Source organism: Clostridium tepidiprofundi DSM 19306, assembly GCF_001594005.1.
Classification (GTDB): domain Bacteria; phylum Bacillota; class Clostridia; order Clostridiales; family Clostridiaceae; genus Clostridium_AC; species Clostridium_AC tepidiprofundi.
Genome location: NZ_LTBA01000044.1, coordinates 1 through 17,334, shown reverse-complemented (window position 1 = coordinate 17,334; position 17,334 = coordinate 1). Strand labels below are relative to the sequence as shown.

14 protein-coding genes, 4 tRNA genes and 2 rRNA genes are annotated in these 17,334 nt (G+C 30.0%); 17 read left to right on the top strand and 3 right to left on the bottom strand.

Annotated elements, in window-relative coordinates; all coding sequences use genetic code 11:
• The 6 genes from CLTEP_RS11600 to CLTEP_RS11575 all read left to right on the top strand — a co-directional run.
• Positions 1-125 (top strand): 23S ribosomal RNA (locus CLTEP_RS11600); the annotation flags it as partial.
• Positions 126-271: 146 nt separating this feature from the next.
• Positions 272-388 (top strand): 5S ribosomal RNA (rrf, locus tag CLTEP_RS11595).
• A 16-nt stretch (positions 389-404) separates the two neighbouring features.
• Positions 405-488 (top strand) — tRNA-Leu (locus CLTEP_RS11590).
• Between the two features lie 14 nt (positions 489-502).
• Positions 503-579, top strand: a tRNA-Arg gene (locus CLTEP_RS11585).
• A gap of 11 nt (positions 580-590) precedes the next feature.
• A tRNA-Gln gene (locus tag CLTEP_RS11580) sits at positions 591-666 on the top strand.
• A gap of 8 nt (positions 667-674) precedes the next feature.
• Positions 675-750 (top strand) — tRNA-Lys (locus tag CLTEP_RS11575).
• Positions 751-899: 149 nt separating this feature from the next.
• Here CLTEP_RS11575 and CLTEP_RS11570 read toward each other — a convergent pair.
• Together CLTEP_RS11570 and CLTEP_RS11565 are read right to left on the bottom strand one after the other, a co-directional pair.
• Positions 900-1,247 carry a hypothetical protein gene (locus tag CLTEP_RS11570; RefSeq protein WP_066826870.1) on the bottom strand — a complete coding sequence of 116 codons (348 nt, stop codon included), beginning with the start codon at positions 1,245-1,247 and terminating at the stop codon, positions 900-902.
• Positions 1,248-1,263: 16 nt separating this feature from the next.
• Positions 1,264-2,553, bottom strand: coding sequence for a DUF1576 domain-containing protein (locus CLTEP_RS11565; RefSeq protein ID WP_066826868.1), 1,290 nt, complete (start codon positions 2,551-2,553; stop codon positions 1,264-1,266).
• A gap of 307 nt (positions 2,554-2,860) precedes the next feature.
• Here CLTEP_RS11565 and CLTEP_RS11560 point away from each other — a divergent pair, with 307 nt between their 5' ends.
• The 6 genes from CLTEP_RS11560 (at position 2,861) to CLTEP_RS11535 (ending at position 8,532) form a co-directional block, all read left to right on the top strand.
• A complete protein-coding gene (locus CLTEP_RS11560) occupies positions 2,861-3,040 on the top strand; it encodes a hypothetical protein (RefSeq protein WP_066826866.1) in 180 nt (59 codons plus the stop codon).
• A 368-nt stretch (positions 3,041-3,408) separates the two neighbouring features.
• Entirely contained in the window at positions 3,409-3,594 is a 186-nt protein-coding gene (locus CLTEP_RS11555; protein WP_066826864.1) for a hypothetical protein, read from the top strand.
• Positions 3,595-4,118: 524 nt separating this feature from the next.
• Positions 4,119-5,192 (top strand): pyridoxal-phosphate-dependent aminotransferase family protein, encoded by a 1,074-nt coding sequence (locus CLTEP_RS11550; RefSeq protein WP_066826862.1) that lies wholly within the window; start codon positions 4,119-4,121, stop codon positions 5,190-5,192.
• Between the two features lie 310 nt (positions 5,193-5,502).
• Entirely contained in the window at positions 5,503-6,414 is a 912-nt protein-coding gene (locus tag CLTEP_RS11545; protein WP_066826860.1) for a D-2-hydroxyacid dehydrogenase, read from the top strand.
• A gap of 38 nt (positions 6,415-6,452) precedes the next feature.
• Positions 6,453-7,700: a DUF1015 domain-containing protein gene (locus CLTEP_RS11540; RefSeq protein ID WP_066826858.1), complete on the top strand. Its 1,248-nt coding sequence runs from the start codon at positions 6,453-6,455 to the stop codon at positions 7,698-7,700.
• A 190-nt stretch (positions 7,701-7,890) separates the two neighbouring features.
• A complete protein-coding gene (locus tag CLTEP_RS11535; protein ID WP_066826853.1) occupies positions 7,891-8,532 on the top strand; it encodes a lactate utilization protein in 642 nt (213 codons plus the stop codon).
• Positions 8,533-8,557: 25 nt separating this feature from the next.
• On the opposite strand, the gene CLTEP_RS11530 is transcribed toward CLTEP_RS11535, so the two are convergent.
• Positions 8,558-9,064: a D-alanyl-D-alanine carboxypeptidase family protein gene (locus CLTEP_RS11530; protein ID WP_066826851.1), complete on the bottom strand. Its 507-nt coding sequence runs from the start codon at positions 9,062-9,064 to the stop codon at positions 8,558-8,560.
• A 261-nt stretch (positions 9,065-9,325) separates the two neighbouring features.
• Here CLTEP_RS11530 and CLTEP_RS11525 point away from each other — a divergent pair, with 261 nt between their 5' ends.
• The 5 genes from CLTEP_RS11525 to CLTEP_RS11505 all read left to right on the top strand — a co-directional run bounded on the left by CLTEP_RS11525 (position 9,326) and on the right by CLTEP_RS11505 (position 15,961).
• Positions 9,326-10,495: an MFS transporter gene (locus CLTEP_RS11525; RefSeq protein ID WP_242863932.1), complete on the top strand. Its 1,170-nt coding sequence runs from the start codon at positions 9,326-9,328 to the stop codon at positions 10,493-10,495.
• Between the two features lie 2 nt (positions 10,496-10,497).
• Positions 10,498-11,433 (top strand): GNAT family N-acetyltransferase, encoded by a 936-nt coding sequence (locus CLTEP_RS11520; protein ID WP_066826849.1) that lies wholly within the window; start codon positions 10,498-10,500, stop codon positions 11,431-11,433.
• A gap of 625 nt (positions 11,434-12,058) precedes the next feature.
• Positions 12,059-13,141 carry a GerAB/ArcD/ProY family transporter gene (locus tag CLTEP_RS11515; RefSeq protein ID WP_066826848.1) on the top strand — a complete coding sequence of 361 codons (1,083 nt, stop codon included), beginning with the start codon at positions 12,059-12,061 and terminating at the stop codon, positions 13,139-13,141.
• Entirely contained in the window at positions 13,134-14,294 is a 1,161-nt protein-coding gene (locus CLTEP_RS11510) for a Ger(x)C family spore germination protein (RefSeq protein ID WP_066826847.1), read from the top strand. The genes CLTEP_RS11515 and CLTEP_RS11510 overlap by 8 nt, the downstream gene beginning before the upstream one ends.
• 242 nt (positions 14,295-14,536) lie before the next feature.
• Positions 14,537-15,961 carry a spore germination protein gene (locus tag CLTEP_RS11505; RefSeq protein WP_066826846.1) on the top strand — a complete coding sequence of 475 codons (1,425 nt, stop codon included), beginning with the start codon at positions 14,537-14,539 and terminating at the stop codon, positions 15,959-15,961.
• Positions 15,962-17,334 lie beyond the last annotated feature (1,373 nt).

Sequence of the window (17,334 nt, the reverse complement as noted above, 5' to 3'; positions counted from 1 at the left end):
AAGATAAGATTTCCCATGACGAAAGTCAGTAAGACCCCTTGAAGAACACAAGGTTGATAGGTCGGAGGTGTAAGTGCAGTAATGTATTAAGCTGACCGATACTAATAGGTCGAGGACTTGACCAAAAAGAATCGCTAGTCACCAATCACTAATCGCTATTATTTCATAATTGATGGTTAGAGAATGGAGATTGGTATTCAGTTCATTATGCAATTTTGAGAGAACAATGTTTTCTCAATGTATACCACAAACGTCAATAACAAATTAAGTATCTGGTAGTTATAGCATAAAGGCAACACCCGTTCCCATTCCGAACACGAAGGTTAAGCTTTATAGCGCCGATGGTACTGCATGGGAGACCGTGTGGGAGAGTAGGTCACTGCCAGGTAAGATTTTATTTTTGTGCAGGTGTGGCGGAATTGGCAGACGCACTAGACTTAGGATCTAGCGCCTACGGCGTGGGGGTTCGACTCCCTTCACCTGCACCATGAATTTTTGATATGCGTCTTTAGCTCAGTTGGATAGAGCAACGGCCTTCTAAGCCGTGTGCCAGGGGTTCGAATCCCTTAAGACGCGCCAATTTTTAGTGTTGGGATGTCGCCAAGTGGTAAGGCGCCAGACTCTGACTCTGGTATTCCGCGGGTTCGAATCCTGCCATCCCAGCCAAACGATATGATCTACTAGCTCAGTCGGTAGAGCACATGACTTTTAATCATGGTGTCCGGGGTTCGATTCCCCGGTAGATCACCAAAAATCCTTAACTTTTAGGTTAGGGATTTTTTTTTATCAGTTTGTGAATAGATAAAAACTCACTTTGAAGTAAAGTGAGTTTTTATTAACAGTGTTGATTATTTGGACAATATTTTGTGGATAAGTTTATTGTTATAGTGGATAAGTTTCTAAAACATACGCTTTAATGTTATTTTGAGCAACTTAGTATCTGGATTATAATTAATTTCTGCTTCATCTGACATCATTCCAACTAAGGTTAATTCAGTATCAGTGTCATCATCACCTGAAAGATTCCAATAATATTCTTCCATTTCTCTACATCTTGGAGCTGATAAGAGAGTATTCAATATTTCTAAAGTTTTTTCAGAAATATGTTCAATATATGCTTTTAAGTCTATAATAACTTTATTGTCGGTGTTCTCAATATTTATATTAATTTTTTTAGCACCATATTTGTAGCAAAAACTCATTAATTCATCTACCAACTTAATATTTCTAAGATTTATATGTTTCATAAATTTTCTCACCTCATTAGTAGTCTTTATCTTTTTTTAGTTCATCTACACCAGATATAAATTTTTGTCTAAAAGCAGAAATAATAGGAACTAATATTATTGCGACAATGCCTCCTGAAAAGCCATTATTATAAAGATTAATACCGCCATGTAGATAGCCTATTTGCATAACTATACAAACATGTATAAAACCAGAAATCATACCAAATTCCCAACCAAAATGCCCCGATATTGGAGCTAAATTTGTGCTAAATAATATTGCAAGTATTAAACCAGGAGAAGTTAAGTTCCAAATGCTTAGGAAAGAAGCAAGTAATGCACCAAGAGCCACAGGAATAGTGTTTTTAATATGTTTACCAAATGAACCAAAACCTACTATTGTAAAAATACCTCCTATTGTAGGGCCATTTAAATCGGCACCTATAACTACTATAAATACAGTAAAAACTAATCCTAGTATTCCCATATTTATAAAAGATGAACCTTTTCCATATATAAGGAAGAAATCAGTAATAAGTCTTCCTGGCTGTTCTAATATTTTAAATAAATTTTTGAATGATTTATTATTTAAAATATATCCAATTATTATCATACTGATAAATAGAATTGATAAAAATGTTCCAAATAGTAAGTTATGTCCAGTTGACCATAACAATCTGTTGTTAAAATTTATTCCAAATAATCTTAAAAAAGACATCAATACTGTTCCAAGTAATCCAGCTGCGAAACCAGTGTTATATAGGCTATAACCTTGATGAAGTTTAATACAATACGAAGCTAATGGGGGTAAAATAAATCCTATAAAAACACTTGTTAGTATACCAAATATTATTCCTTGCCACAAAGGGAAAATACCAGTAAAACTGAATTCATTAAATGTTGGTGATAATGTTGTTCCGAATAAAGCAATTAAAACATAATTTAAAAAATGTTCTTTTTGATACTTGGAATACAGCCACACGCCAAATATTACAGGCCATACATTTATAATGTTTTTTCCAAATAATCCGAATCCGGAAATTAGCCATAAAGCGGCTACAATTGCACCGTTTGGTTTAAGACCTAGCATAACAATAATAAACAAACAAGTTATTGACAATAAACCAGAATTAATAAATGCAGCTCCAATACCACCAAGTTCAATATAATCTGTGATCAAAATATTTGATTGAAAAAGAATTTTCTTAAAGCCTTCAAGTATTTCATGTGGTGAACTCATTATAAATCCGAAAACAATAAAGAATATAAAATAAGCTAGAAGAATATAGTATGTTTTATACATTTTTCTTTTAATTTTTATTTCCATTAAAACCCCCCTATTCCTAGATTAATATTATTATAACCTAAATCAATTAATAATTCTAACAATTACTGCTAATTTGGATGAATTTACAATGCTTCTTGATGTAAAAGAGTAATAGTAGCTTCAAGGGCAGGTGGAGCGAATACAGAAGAAGTGCTAAAAAAGTATGGATATGATAAAATGATTGCTGAAGAAGGAGTAGGACATGGAAATATTGAATATATCGATATTAAAGGTGTAAAGTTAATTGAATTAGAAAAGGAATTTTAGGAAAGTCTGTACTAGTTAAAAACTTGAAAGGGTGAGTGTTATGGGATTTAAGGGAGATAACTGCAAAAAATGTCCAGAATTTCTAAATGGAAATTGTGATGGGAATGATGAAAAATGCATGTGCAGAAGGTGTCCGAGAAATTTATCAGAATGTTTAGTTACAAGGTATTGCAGAGAAACAGAATCACCATTAGAAATTACGCTTAGCGATTATCGATAAGTATAAGCTATACTTATCAAACTATAGAATTTGTATTTTTGTTTATATTGTTATATGTTTTTAAGAACTTTGCAAGTATATTAAAAAGCCTTCAATTCGTAATATGCAATATAAATATTTAATAGCATATATTTTTTATTAATATTCACTATAAAAATCTCTGCATACTGTATTTTTTCGTTGTAATATATATGATAAAAATTTAAATTACGAATTGAAGTAAAAAGTATTTGCTGTAGAAAAGAAATTTTACAGCAAATGCTTTTTTTTAGAATTAAATCAATAATAAGTTGGAATACTAACACTGTGTGATTGAATTTAAAGCGAAAAGCAAATGTGAATCTCAGACTCAACAAAGGAGTGATTTTGTGATTTCTAGTGAATTAAAGATGAGAGTAGCCCAAAATTGCCCTGGTTATCATCCAAGGTATATATTTTCTTCTATGAGTATGGGTACATCCTCAGAAAGCTGTAATAACTGTGTTAACTTTGTAAGGGGAAAATGCAGTAAAAATTTATTTGATGACATAAAAGAAACAATAAGAATAAATTAAAAAACAGCTAATTGGCTGGTGTTATATTTTGCGAGTATTATTTTGGCTTTTTTACAAAAATATAACTTTATGAGGAGGTGAGAGCTGATTTCAGTAGCTAATGCTACCGTGCTATAAATTTTTTAGCATGAAGAACCACAGTATATGATGGTTCTTGAAATCAGAAACTATATATGGCAAATTCAGCAAGTTTACAAGATAGGATGCATGTTGCAAACAGTTGTTCAGGGTACGAGCCTATTTCAAGTGGTTTTGTATCATCTATAGGGAGTTCTCATAGTAAAAGCTGCGATAACTGTAAACATTTTAAAGATCAAAAATGCGAATCAAATTTATATGATGCAGTTTTAGCAAGTTTAGACCAATCTTAAATAAATATATAAACATTTTAATTAAAAAACGTATATTATTTACCTTATTAATGTTGAGTATTTCACGGTTAAGTGTTAAAATGAAGGTGGTTATAACGTAAATAACAAATATTCGTAAAAAATATGGCATCAGCCAAATTTGGAGGGTGAATTATGCATAAGAGATTATTTATTCCAGGACCTGTAGAAGTAACAGATGACGTATTACAAAAAATGGCAACACCTCAGATAGGGCATAGAACAAAAGAAGCTTCTGATCTTCAAAGAGGAATTAGTGAAAAAATGCAGAAGGTGTTTAACACAAAGGAACAAATCATGCTTTCAACTAGTTCAGGAAGTGGATTAATGGAAGGTGCAGTTCGTTCTTGTACTGCAAAGAGAGCAGCTATTTTTTCAGTAGGAGCATTCGGTAATAGATGGTATGATATGGCTATTGCTAATGGTGTTCCAGCGGATAAATTTGAATCTGAGTGGGGACAGCCAACAACTCCAGAAATGATAGAAGAAGCATTATCGACTGGAAAATATGATTTAATTACAATTACTATGAATGAGACTTCAACAGGATTAATGAATAATATGGAAGAGCTTTCTAAAGTATACAAGAAGTATCCTGAAGTCGTTGTATGTGTAGATACTGTAAGCTGTGCTGGAGGTACTGAAATAAAAGCTGATGAGTGGGGAATTGATATTTGTATTACTTCAACTCAAAAGTGCTTAGGTTTACCAGCTGGTATGGCAATATGTTCATTTTCTAAGAAGGCTATTGAAAGAGCAGAAAAAGTTGAAAATAGAGGTTTCTATTTTGACTTATTGAATTTGTATAAATATATACTTAAAAAAGACCATCAGTATCCATCAACTCCATCTTTAGCACATATGTTTGCTTTAGATTATCAACTAGATAAGATGCTTAATGAAGGACTAGAAAATAGATATGCAAGACATATTGAAGGTGCAAAAATAGTTAGAGAATGGGCTGAAAAATATTTTGAGATATTCCCAAATAAAGATTATATGTCTAATACACTAACTAATATAAAGAATACTAGAGGAATTAGTGTTGCAGAATTAAATAAAAAATTAGGTGAAAGAGGATATATGATATCTAACGGATATGGTAACCTAAAAGAAAAAACATTCAGAATAGCACATATGGCTGAAACAACTCCAGAGGAAATAAGAGAATTATTAGCTATAATTAATGAAATATTAGGTCTTGAATAACATATAGGAATATAACTTTGCGATGTAATTTGAAATATTAGGTTTAGGTTGCTAGATAAAAATCTAGTAGCCTAAATCTTACTTTGCAATTTTATATTATATGGTTAATAAAAATAATCAAATTTATTGAAAGTATTAAGAATTTTGATAATTTTGGTAATAATCAGAGGTTGGGACGACCTTGTTAGCTTGGGTAAACTTGTTTCATTGGGAGTATTGACCAAGAAGTCCCCACTTCAACGAAGTAAGTGGAGGGTAGTTCACAATGTAAAGCTATTGAGAATTATGTTATGAAAGGTAGGTATTGTATATGTACAGAGTTTTGGTTACTGATGGAATGGATAAGGGTGCAGTTGAACAGTTAAAGCAAAAAGGTTACGAAGTTGTAGAGCAACATTTTGAACCAGATGCACTAGGAGAAGAACTAAAAAACTTTGATGTAATGGTAGTTAGATCGGCTACAAAAGTTAGACAACCAATCATAGATAAAGCAGCAGAAGCAGGAAGATTAAAGTTAATAATTCGTGGTGGTGTAGGATTAGATAATATAGATGTAGCATATGCTATGGAAAAAGGAATTAAGGTTTCAAATACTCCAAAAGCTAGTAGTAGCTCGGTTGCTGAGTTGGCAATTGGACATATGTTTGCAATATCTAGATTCATAAACATTTCTAATGTTACTATGAGAGAAGGAAAATGGGAAAAGAAAAAATATAAGGGTGTTGAACTCGCTGGAAAAACACTAGGACTTATAGGCTTTGGAAGAATTTCAAGAGAAGTTGCTAAGAGAGCGGAAGCACTTGGAATGAAAGTTATTTATACTGATATTATAGGAAAAGCAGAGGGATATGATCAGTATAAATTCTGTGAATTAAATGAATTATTAAAAGAAGCTGATTATGTATCACTTCATATTCCTTTCATAAAAGAACAAGGTCCTACAATAAGAAAAGAACAGATTGAGATGATGAAAGATGGAGCTTTCTTAATTAATTGTGCAAGAGGCGGAGTAGTTGAAGAAGATGCTCTTTATGAAGCATTGAAGAGTGGTAAATTAGCAGGAGCTGCTATTGATGTTTTTGAAGAAGAGCCAACTAAAAATGAAGCATTAATTAATCTTTCAAATGTTAGTGTTACACCTCATATTGGAGCTTCAACTAAGGAAGCACAAAAAAGAATCGGTGAAGAAGTAGTAAGTATAATTGAGGAGTTCTTTAAATAAACAAATAACTTTTATTAAAAATTGAGGAGGATGTAAGAATGGCAGCAGTTAGACCATTTAAAGCATATAGACCACAAGAGAATTTAGTTGATAAAGTATCTGCACTTCCATATGATGTTATGAACAGTGAAGAAGCTAGGGAAATGGTTAAAGGAAATCCGTATTCTTTTTTACATGTTGATAAGGCTGAAATAGATTTAGAACCTGGTGTGGATTTATATTCAGAAAGAGTATATGAAAAAGCAAGAGATAATCTTAACAAGATGATTGAAGAAAAAACATATATTCAAGATGAAAAACCATGTCTATATATTTACAGGCAAATTATGAACGGTAGACCTCAAACTGGAATAGTTGCGTGTGCTTCAATAGATGATTATATAAACGATGTTATTAAAAAGCATGAATTAACTAGAGCTGATAAAGAACAGGATAGAATTAATCATGTTGACTATACAAATGCTAACACAGGTCCTATATTTTTAACTTATAGACATAAGGAAGAAATAGATAATATAGTTGAAGCATGGACAAAAGAACATAAGCCAGTATATGATTTCGTATCTCAAGATGGTGTAACACAAATTATATGGGTTGTAGATGATGAAGAAACTATAAGCAAATTATCTTCTATATTTGCAAACATTGATTATTTATACATTGCTGATGGACATCATAGATCAGCTTCAGCTGTAAAGGTTGGATTAAAGAGAAGAGAAGAAAATCCAGGATATACTGGGGAAGAGGAGTTTAATTACTTCTTATCAGTAATTTTCCCTGATAATGATTTATATATTATGGACTATAACAGAGTAGTTAAAGATTTAAATGGATATACATCTGAAGAATTTATGGAAAAAGTATCTGAAAAATTTGATATTATACCATATGAAGGAGAAGGACAGTATAAGCCAACAGAAAAAAGAACATATGGAATGTATTTAGATGGAAAATGGTATAAATTATCTGCAAAAGAAGGCATTTATGATGCTAATGATCCTGTGGATAGATTAGATGTATCAATTCTTCAAAACAATCTTCTTAATCCAATATTAGGAATTGATGACCCAAGAACAAATCCAAGAATAGATTTTATTGGAGGAATAAGAGGACTTGAGGAATTAGAAAGAAGAGTAAATGAAGGTATGAAAGTTGCATTCTCAATGTTCCCAACAACTATGGATGACTTGATGGATATAGCTGATGCGGGGAAAACAATGCCTCCAAAATCTACATGGTTCGAGCCAAAATTACAGAGTGGAATTTTTGTCCATAAATTAAAGTAGATGCAATAGATATAATAACTATTGAGTGTTAATAATTGAATAATTAAAAGGCATATGTTGTTCTAGGGGTGTTTTACGCGACATATGCCTTTAGTGCATTTAAACAAGTTTTACTTTGATTGATTTGCGTGTTATGGTGATAAATTATAGCAGTAATGCAGTTGATAAGTAATTGTGAAAGGGGTATATTATGGATAGTAATGTTGCTTTTGTCATAGAGAAAAGAATAGAAAGAACTATTAATAATTTAGAAAAAAACAATATGAATGGTTATTTTGTTAAAGATAAAAATGAGGCTATTAAAAAAATAGAAGAATTGATAAATGAAGGGGATACAGTAGCAATTGGCGGTTCTATGACGCTATTTGAAATTGGAGCAGTAGACTTATTGAGAAATGGAAAATATAATTTTTTAGATAGATATAAAAGTGGATTATCACAAGAGCAGATTAAGGATATATACAGAAAAGCATTTTCATCAGATGTTTATTTAAGTAGTAGCAATGCACTTACAGAAGATGGAGAACTATATAATGTTGATGGTAGGGGAAACAGAGTTGCAGCGATGATTTATGGACCAGATAAAGTTATTGTGGTTGTAGGTATAAACAAAATAGTTAGAGATTTAGATGAAGCTATAATTAGAAATAGAGAAATAGCTGCACCTGCTAATGCAAAAAGATTAAATAAAAACACTCCATGTGCACAGGTTGGTCATTGTATGGATTGCAACAGCACAGATAGGATATGTAATGAATATGTTGTGATAAGGAGACAAATGAATCAGGGACGAATACACGTAATAATTATAAATGAAGAATTAGGTTATTAAAAAACACAGCCACAAGCTGTGTTTTTTAATTATTCGCTAATATTACTTTATGTTTTTTAATGTATGCTATAAAATTTAAGTTCAATTCTACTGCTCTAGAATTCATGAGATCAGCAAAATCTTTTGAGGATTTACACACATTTTCAGCTATCATATATGCAATATCGTTGCAGGATTTTAGAAGTAAAGCATCCATAGCATTCTGTGCAGTCATAGTTTCACCTGATGGTAAATAGTGTATTCTAGTTGTATAAGATACAGGCTCTTGAGCTTGAGCCTTACTGCTGTAAGTCAGTATATTATTTTTATCAAAGTTTTCAGTCAGCAGCACAGCAGTTAAAAGCTTTGTAATTGATGCAGGATATGCCCTTGTATCAATATTCTTTGCATATATAATTTCATTAGTTTCTAGGTCTATAGTTACTGCATATTGGCCATTAATATTAGGAGGTAATTCTGAAGCATATGTATTAAGGGGAAATAAGTATATAAACAATAAAATAAATACACATATGTATTTTGATTTTTTCATTCTACAACATTCCTTTAAGAATAATTATTTGAATATTCGCCAAATTTCCAATTTTTATTTACAATTAAATATATCATTTATGCAAGTTTGAGTCAAGTTATATGTTGGTAAATTTTTCATTTATACTATTGTCTATTATTTTGTATTAGTGATTTAGTATTTTCTTGCCAATAAGTGTTCAGTAATTATAACTTATTCTTATTTGGTGTATTGCACTCCTATTAATTGTGCTATAATAATTTTACTGGAGGAGGTGTTGTCTTGAAGAGAAGAAATATAATATTGATAATTTTTATATTTATTTTGATGGCACTGCAGGCTGGAGCAGAGAATATGATAAATATTTTTATTCCTACCCTGAAAAATGAATTTGCTATCAGTAATGCTAATATAGGAACAATGATTTCATTAGGTTCATTAGGATATGTTGCATTTACATTTATAGGTGGTATATTGTGTGATAAAATAGGTCAGAAAAAGGTTTTTATATTTGGAATATTATTTTTGATAATATCATTATTTTTATATGCAAATACCAATAGTTATTTTATGTTAATAATTGATATGTTTATACTGAATGTAGGGCTTTCTCTTGCAAGTATTGCTATAAATACATTAGTACCTGTGCTGGTTATGAGCTTTCAGGCAATATTAATGAATATGACACATTTTTTCTATGGAGCAGGTTCAGCTGCAGGACAGGGAATAGGCGGATTTTTATCAGCAAGAGGAGTTAATTGGAGAAGTATTTATTTTGGTTTGGCTGTAATGTTTATTATAGCTTTAATTTGTATTATATTTATTAAGGTACCTGATGTACATAAAAATGAAAAGGAGAATAAGATAGGATTAGTAAAAGTATTAAAAAATAAACTTGTTATTTTTTATATATTAGCATTAGGTTTCTATGTTTTTGGAGAAATAGGAACGTATAAATGGCTGACTAATTATATATATGATAATTACAATTATTCTCAGAGTAGAGCAGCATTTTATGTAACTTTATTTACTGTAATATTTGCAGTAGGAAGACTTTTTGGAGGTATTGTTGTAGAAAAATTAGGATATGTTAATACTGTCTTGAAATCATTAATAATAGCTTGTTTAATGTATACTATAGGTATAATTTTTAAGCAGAATGGACTTATAATAATTTCAATTTCAGGATTATTCTTTGCGATAACATTTCCTACATTAATTTTAAGCATAAGCAAGGTATTTAAGAGCAATGTATCATCCATTATAGGAATAATCATAACATTTACGTCTTTAATAAATATGGTTATGCAGATGATAATAGGAATATTGAATGACTATTTAGGAACTTATTCTGCTTTTTATATTATTCCTATCAGTTTAGGAATATCTATTTTATTTATAGCATTAATTTATTTAAATACAAAAGAGAGTTTTGTAATTGGGAGAGAGTAGATATGAGTGGAGAAAAAAGTGTAGTTTTGACCCTTGTTAGTGGTACTGATGATGAGTATATTATAAAAGATTTGCTAGGCATAACATTAGGAAGAATATTTATTATTGAACTTAATAATAAGAATAAATATTGTATGCTTAGAATAAAATTTTATAAACACAAGGATAATAATTATGATTATTTATTTGATACAATTCAGATAATGCTTATGACTTTGTTTAAAAAGATGAATTTAAAAAAAGTTAATATTGTTGTAGATGAAGAAATAAATATTGAACCTTTTATGGATTTAGGGCTCGAATTAGAAGGTTTTCTTCAAAATAATATTATTGCAGATGGAAAACAGAAATCAGAACTGATTTTTGGAATAGATGTTATTTCATATGAACAGGTCTTTTTTGTAAAAAAGCTTACTTTAAAAGGAATAAATATTCAGTTAAAAATATTAACTCCAGAATACTGTGAAGACATGTTAGAGTATTGTATTAGAAATAAGGAACACTTAAGATTATTCGAACCTAATAGAGATGAGAGTTATTACACATTAGAATATCAGAGAAAAAATTTGATTGAAGATTATAAGCAGTTTTTAAATGGAAGAAATGTTTCGTTTGGTATATTTAAAAATGATAATCTGATAGGAAAGGTAAAAATATCTAATATTGTTATGGGGGTTTTTAGGAGCGGGTTTATAGGATATTCTATTGATAAAGAGCATCAAGGGAAGGGTTATATGAAAGAAGCGGTAAATATAGCCATTAATTATGCATTTAATGAAATGGAACTTCATAGGATAGAAGCATCTGTTTTGGTTGATAACATAAGATCACAGAGAGTCTTAAAAGCTTGTGGCTTTAAAGAACTTGGAATTAATGAAAAGTATTTGTTCATAAACGGTAAATGGCAAGATCATGTAACGTATTATAAATTGAAGTAGCTTATTTGCAAATATATTTTTGTTGTTGATTCTATAAGACTACCACTTCTATAAGTGGGAGATTGAAGTTTTTGTTTCAGGTGGATTAGAGTTTCAATTTGAAGTTCCGGTGTTTTGCTTTAGCAAAACGAGTTCACTTATGTGATTAATAAAGTTTCTACTAGATGATTGAGAAATTGATAAATTGGTGTTTTACGAGCTTTTTAATAGCCATTATATTAACAAATGCTATTATTTGTTAATATAATGGCTATTTTGTTTTACAAGATATAAATGAGAAAAATTCAATCCATTAAATGCAAAATAACATTTTAGTGCGATTTTCGAGCATCATCATAGTACAGTAAAATAGTAAAATTTAGTATTGCAAATTGAGTTGACAAGTCATTTGTAACTTATCGTAATGATTTTTGAGCATTTAAAATTGCAAGAATGAAATTAACATTATTGCGGAATACTAAATATCATGAGGGGTGCTAGGTATATACTAGATGTGGATATTAGATGTATATACGAAATAATAGATACATAAGGATTATACATGTTTCTGCTTTTGTCATTCACTCTATTTTTCAGTCGAAATAGTAGATATATAAGGGTTATACCTGCAAAGGATGGGTTAAATATGAATGAAAGCCTTTCAAATAAACAGATTATATTCATAATATATGGGACAATTGTAGGATACGGAATAGTGGGACTTCCTAGGAAAGCTGTGGAAGCTGCAGGGACTAGCGGATGGATTTGTATATTGATTGCAGGCATAATTTCTACTTTCGTAACACATATGATTTTGTACCTTTCGTATGTTTACAAAGATAAAACTCTTTTTGAGTATAGCAATATATTGGTTGGTAAATACATAACGTATGTATTTGTTTCAATATATATAATTTATTTTTTTATTATGTTTACAATGATAACCAGAATATCAAGTGAAGTAATCAGATTAACTATTCTTTTAGAGACTCCCCAAATGGTATTGTGTATATTTTTTTATTTGGTTGCTTATTATGCAGTAATGAAAAAGATAAGAGTTGTTGGGCGATTAAATGAAATATATAGTATTATAACGATTTGTTTTATTGTTAGTATACAGTTAACTATGTTTTCACAAGGTAAATTGATAAATTTAAAACCTTATGTGGTTACGTCTGATGTGGTTGTGTATTTTATCAATTCTTTTAAGATGATATTTTCATTTCTGGGAATGGAAATACTAGTTGCTATTCCATTAACTAAAGAAAATGATAAGAAAATTTTTAAATATTCTTCATTTATGATAATAGGATTAACATTTTTATACATTATATTAACGGAATCATGTATAGCACTTATGGGTGTTGATGATGTAATACATTATAAGGATGTATTATTTGTGGCTATAAGAAGAGTAGATATACAACCATTGCAGTTTTTAAGAAGAATGGATGGTATTTTTATAAGTGCATGGATTATGGTTATAATATGTTCGGTAATGCTGTTTTCTTATGGGGCAATTTTATTTGTAGATAAATTATTTAATAAAATTAAATATAATATTATTGTTTTTGTTGTTTTTGTGTTATCATTTGTTTTTTCGCAAATACCCAAGACAATTGCTCAAATAGAAAAGATTATTGATATGTTATCGTATTTAGGTGTGGTTACAGTTCTGATTATACCTTTGATATTATTTATAATTACGAAGGTGAAAAGATATGCTTAGAGTATTTGTATGTAAGAATGTAAGTAAAATATATAAATTATTATTGATATTTATATTATGCTTTCAATTATGTGGATGTTGGGATTATAGAGATATTAACAAAAGGAGTATTCTAATATCTATTGGAGTAGATAGAATAGGAGATTTAATACAGTTTTCTGGTGAAATTGCTGGAGGAGCAGGAGCAGAAGGAAAGAAAAATCAAGAGGTCAAAAGAGTGAGTGTTTATCCATTTGTGAGTTATGGAGAAAATTTTGAAATAGCAAGATTAGATCTTATAAATAAAGTTCCTCAGCCAGAATTTCTTGGAGCTGTTAAGGTTGTTGTTTTTAGTAAAAAATATGCTGAAGAAGGTATAGAAGCGTATTTGAATAGAATTAATGGTGAATATGATTATAGAAAAACTTTGCTTGCGGTTATAAGTAAGGATCCACCTAAAAAATTATTTTGCATAAATACTAATAAAGAGCAATCGATAGCTTCATTAATAGAAAATAATATAAATTATCAAACAGGTCATGGAAAGGCTTTATACACTACGGTAGGAGAGATGCTTTCAGATATATCAATGAAAGACATAGGATATTTAATACCATATATAGGTTGGGAAAATGATTCTATAACGTACTTAGGGCTTGGAGTTATGAAAGATTCAAAGTTGATTGATATAATTCATGTAAAAGATACAGATGGTATATTGTATTTATTAGCTAAAAATCCAAAGATGACTGAAGAAATTCCAAGCATATATAAAGATGAAAATTTATATTCTCTAAGAACGACAGTCAAAAAGCGAAAAATAACTACAAACTATGTAAATAATAAGCCTGTTATAAATATTGATTTAGATATATATGCAAGGGTGCGTTATCAATATTATATAAAACCAATAGATGATAAAGAAATTGAAAGGGTGGAAGATGAACTATCAAGCAGAATAAAAAAATATGTTGAAGATGCTATATATGTATCACAAAAAAAATATAAATGTGATATATTTGAATTTGCAAAATATTTTAGAGGTGAGCATCCGGAGATTTATAGGAAAATAGATTGGAAAGAAGAATATACTAATGCAATTATCAATGTGAATGTAAAAACAACTATTACTAATTTAAATTTATATGATCACAATACAAGAGTTAAGTATTAGCAAACATAAAGAATTATATTTTGGACTTTAACAGTATAACATCTATAAATGAGCAAATTCCAATCCATTAAATGTAAAGTATATTTTAGTACGATTCTCAAGCATCATCTAGTACAGGAAAACGGTAAAATTCAGTATTACAAATTGAGTTTTCAAGTAATTTGTAACTTATTGTAATGATTTTTGCTCATTTAAAGTAAAGTAAGACATAATACAAAAGTTAAATATTAGGGGAATATAATATGGTGAAAAACAATTTTCTTAGAAAAATACAGGAAAATAGAAAAAGTTTAGATATTTCATTAAGAAGGTTAAAAATTTATAATAACGAAATTTATATAACATATATACCTCAAATTACTGATAAGAATAGGGTTTCAAATGACATTATAAGGCCAATATTACAGTATGGAAAAGATAAATTACTTACAATAGATATGATAATGGAATCTGTAATTTATATTGATGATGTTAATAAAGACTATAATGAAGATAAAATTATAGACTATATATTACAAGGGAAATCCATTATTATAATGACATACGAAGATAAATATATAGTATGTGATACAACTAAAGTTGAGAAAAGACAAATACAAGCACCAACTTTAGAAGATACTATAAGAAATCCGAGAGATTGTTTTACAGAAAATATGGATAGTAATTTATCTTTGATAAGGTATAGAATAAAGGACGAAAATTTAAAAATAGATGATTTTACAGTTGGAAAAAGAACTAAAACTAAAGTAGCAGTGGTTTATATCAAAGATGTTGCTAATGATAAGTATGTTAATGATATTAAGAACAGAATAAAAAAAATAAAAACAGATGGAATATTAGATTCAGGAAATATACAGAGATTTATAGTTAATAATAGCATGACATTATTTCCTGAGATTGGAATAATAGAAAGATCAGATAAAGCATGTACAACTTTATTAGATGGAAAAGTTTGCATAATAGTTGAAGGAAGCAATATAGTTTTAAGTGCACCAAAAGTTTTTAGTGAATTTTTAGATAGTAGTGATGATTATAATGATAGTGTATATTGGGCAATTTTTTCAAAGTTTATAAGAATATCTTCTTTGTTAATGTCTTTGGAATTATCAGCTTTATATGTTGCTACAATTGCTTTTCATCCTGATGCATTACCAGGTGAATTTATTATGGCATTAGCTAGTTCAAGGGAAACTGTTCCGTTTAATGCTTTAACGGAGGCTTTTCTTATGGAATTAGTAGCTGAAGTGCTTAGGGAGGCTAGTATGAGGCTACCTAAGCAAATCGGTACTGCAATTGGTATTGTAGGAACAATAGTTATTGGGCAAGCAGCAGTTTCAGCAGGGCTTGTAAGTCCTCTTATGGTTATAATAGTATCATTATCGACAATGTGTTCTTTTGTTGCAGGTGATTATACAATAATGAATTCTATTAGAATATTAAAGTTTTTTATGATTTTTATTACAGGTATGTTAGGGTTGTTTGGATTTGTTATAGGAATCACTTTTATTGCGATAAATTTAATTTCAACATCAAGTTTTGGAGTGCCGTATTTAGCGCCAATAGCTCCGTTGAATTTTAAGGATTTTAGAAATTATTTTTTGAGTGATAGAACATTAGCCAAGAAAAGACCTAAATTTTTAAAAACGAAGGACAATACTAGGCAGTAATTAACCTAACTTAGGGAAACTAATTTAGAGAATAGTGAATAGAGTATAAAGAATAGTAAAGGTTGAAATTGCTTCGCAATTTCTTCAAAAAGAAGATTGCCAGTTACAAGTCGGCTAGTGGCTAGTTAATGTTGAAATCGTTGTACGATTTCTTGAATGCAATGTGCTAGGTTGTCAATTACTAGTTACTAGTTAGTTTCGAAATTACTACGTAATTTATTTAAATATATGCTAGTTTTCAAGTTACAAATCTGCACTAGCCCTCTAGCCCTCTAGCAACCTGGCAAACTTGCTTCATTTCTAGTACCTAAAACAGATACTGGCACACAAATGTCAAATTTGTACTAGCCGTCTAGCCCTCTAGCAAACTTTATTTTTAAATAGATAATAGTTTTCAAGTTGTTGTAAATCTATACTGGAGACTGGGGACTAGGGACTAGGGATTTGAGATTAGATAAACTGGAGACTAAACCAAAATCACCAATCGCCAATCACCAATCACCAATAACCAGTCGCCAAAGTAGATTGTGACTTTGATGAAAACTAATATAAGAGTGCCAGTTTTCCAGGGGGCTAGTTACCAGTTAATGATGAAATCGTTATACGATTTTCTAAATGTATATAAAAACATTTGGTGATTATAAGCATATAGTAATCAAGTTACAAATCTGCACTAGCCCACTAGCCCACTAGCCCACTAGCCCTCTAGCAGTCTAGCAAACTTATTTTAGTGCTTAGCACCTAAAACAGATACTGGTATACAAATGGCAAATCTGTACTTGAGACTAGAGATTAGAGACTGGAGACTAATAAATAGTTGCCAATCTCCAATAACCAGTCGCCAAAGTAGATTGTGACTTTGATAGATATTAGTATCTAGAATTTTATTCTTAAATATATGCTAGTTTTCAAGTTACAAATATGTACTAGAAACTGGAGACTAATAAAGTTGTAAATGTCAATCACTAGGAGAGATTGTGATTTTGATGGAGATTATAGATTGGAGACTGGAGATTAAAACCTAGCACCTTTTTTAACTCCTGGCACCTAGCACCTAATCCCTAGCACCTTGCTTCCTATCCCCTAGAACATTGAATTAAAACATATCCTAGTGTATCAGCATAAGCAAAACGATGAAAAAAGAAACAATTAAAAGTTATATGTACATAATTAATCATATTTATATAAGACATTATAAAATGATTTTATCAATATGATAGAATAATCCTTGTCGCTGCGGCGGACAAAGAAGTTCACAAAGCGGCGATGAGTAAACAGTCGAATGAGAGTTAAAAAAACTTTCAAAAAGCTGTTGACAAGAGCAAAAGTAATTTGCTATAATACAGAAGTCGCTTGAAGCGGCGGAGAAGAAA

Bases quoted from the DNA above. Each gene is read 5' to 3' on its own strand.
- CLTEP_RS11570 (WP_066826870.1), bottom strand. From the start codon at position 1,247: ATGAAACATATAAATCTTAGAAATATTAAGTTGGTAGATGAATTAATG.
- CLTEP_RS11565 (WP_066826868.1), bottom strand. From the start codon at position 2,553: ATGGAAATAAAAATTAAAAGAAAAATGTATAAAACATACTATATTCTT.
- CLTEP_RS11560 (WP_066826866.1), top strand. From the start codon at position 2,861: ATGGGATTTAAGGGAGATAACTGCAAAAAATGTCCAGAATTTCTAAAT.
- CLTEP_RS11550 (WP_066826862.1), top strand. From the start codon at position 4,119: ATGCATAAGAGATTATTTATTCCAGGACCTGTAGAAGTAACAGATGAC.
- CLTEP_RS11545 (WP_066826860.1), top strand. From the start codon at position 5,503: ATGTACAGAGTTTTGGTTACTGATGGAATGGATAAGGGTGCAGTTGAA.
- CLTEP_RS11540 (WP_066826858.1), top strand. From the start codon at position 6,453: ATGGCAGCAGTTAGACCATTTAAAGCATATAGACCACAAGAGAATTTA.
- CLTEP_RS11535 (WP_066826853.1), top strand. From the start codon at position 7,891: ATGGATAGTAATGTTGCTTTTGTCATAGAGAAAAGAATAGAAAGAACT.
- CLTEP_RS11530 (WP_066826851.1), bottom strand. From the start codon at position 9,064: ATGAAAAAATCAAAATACATATGTGTATTTATTTTATTGTTTATATAC.
- CLTEP_RS11520 (WP_066826849.1), top strand. From the start codon at position 10,498: ATGAGTGGAGAAAAAAGTGTAGTTTTGACCCTTGTTAGTGGTACTGAT.
- CLTEP_RS11515 (WP_066826848.1), top strand. From the start codon at position 12,059: ATGAATGAAAGCCTTTCAAATAAACAGATTATATTCATAATATATGGG.
- CLTEP_RS11510 (WP_066826847.1), top strand. From the start codon at position 13,134: ATGCTTAGAGTATTTGTATGTAAGAATGTAAGTAAAATATATAAATTA.
- CLTEP_RS11505 (WP_066826846.1), top strand. From the start codon at position 14,537: ATGGTGAAAAACAATTTTCTTAGAAAAATACAGGAAAATAGAAAAAGT.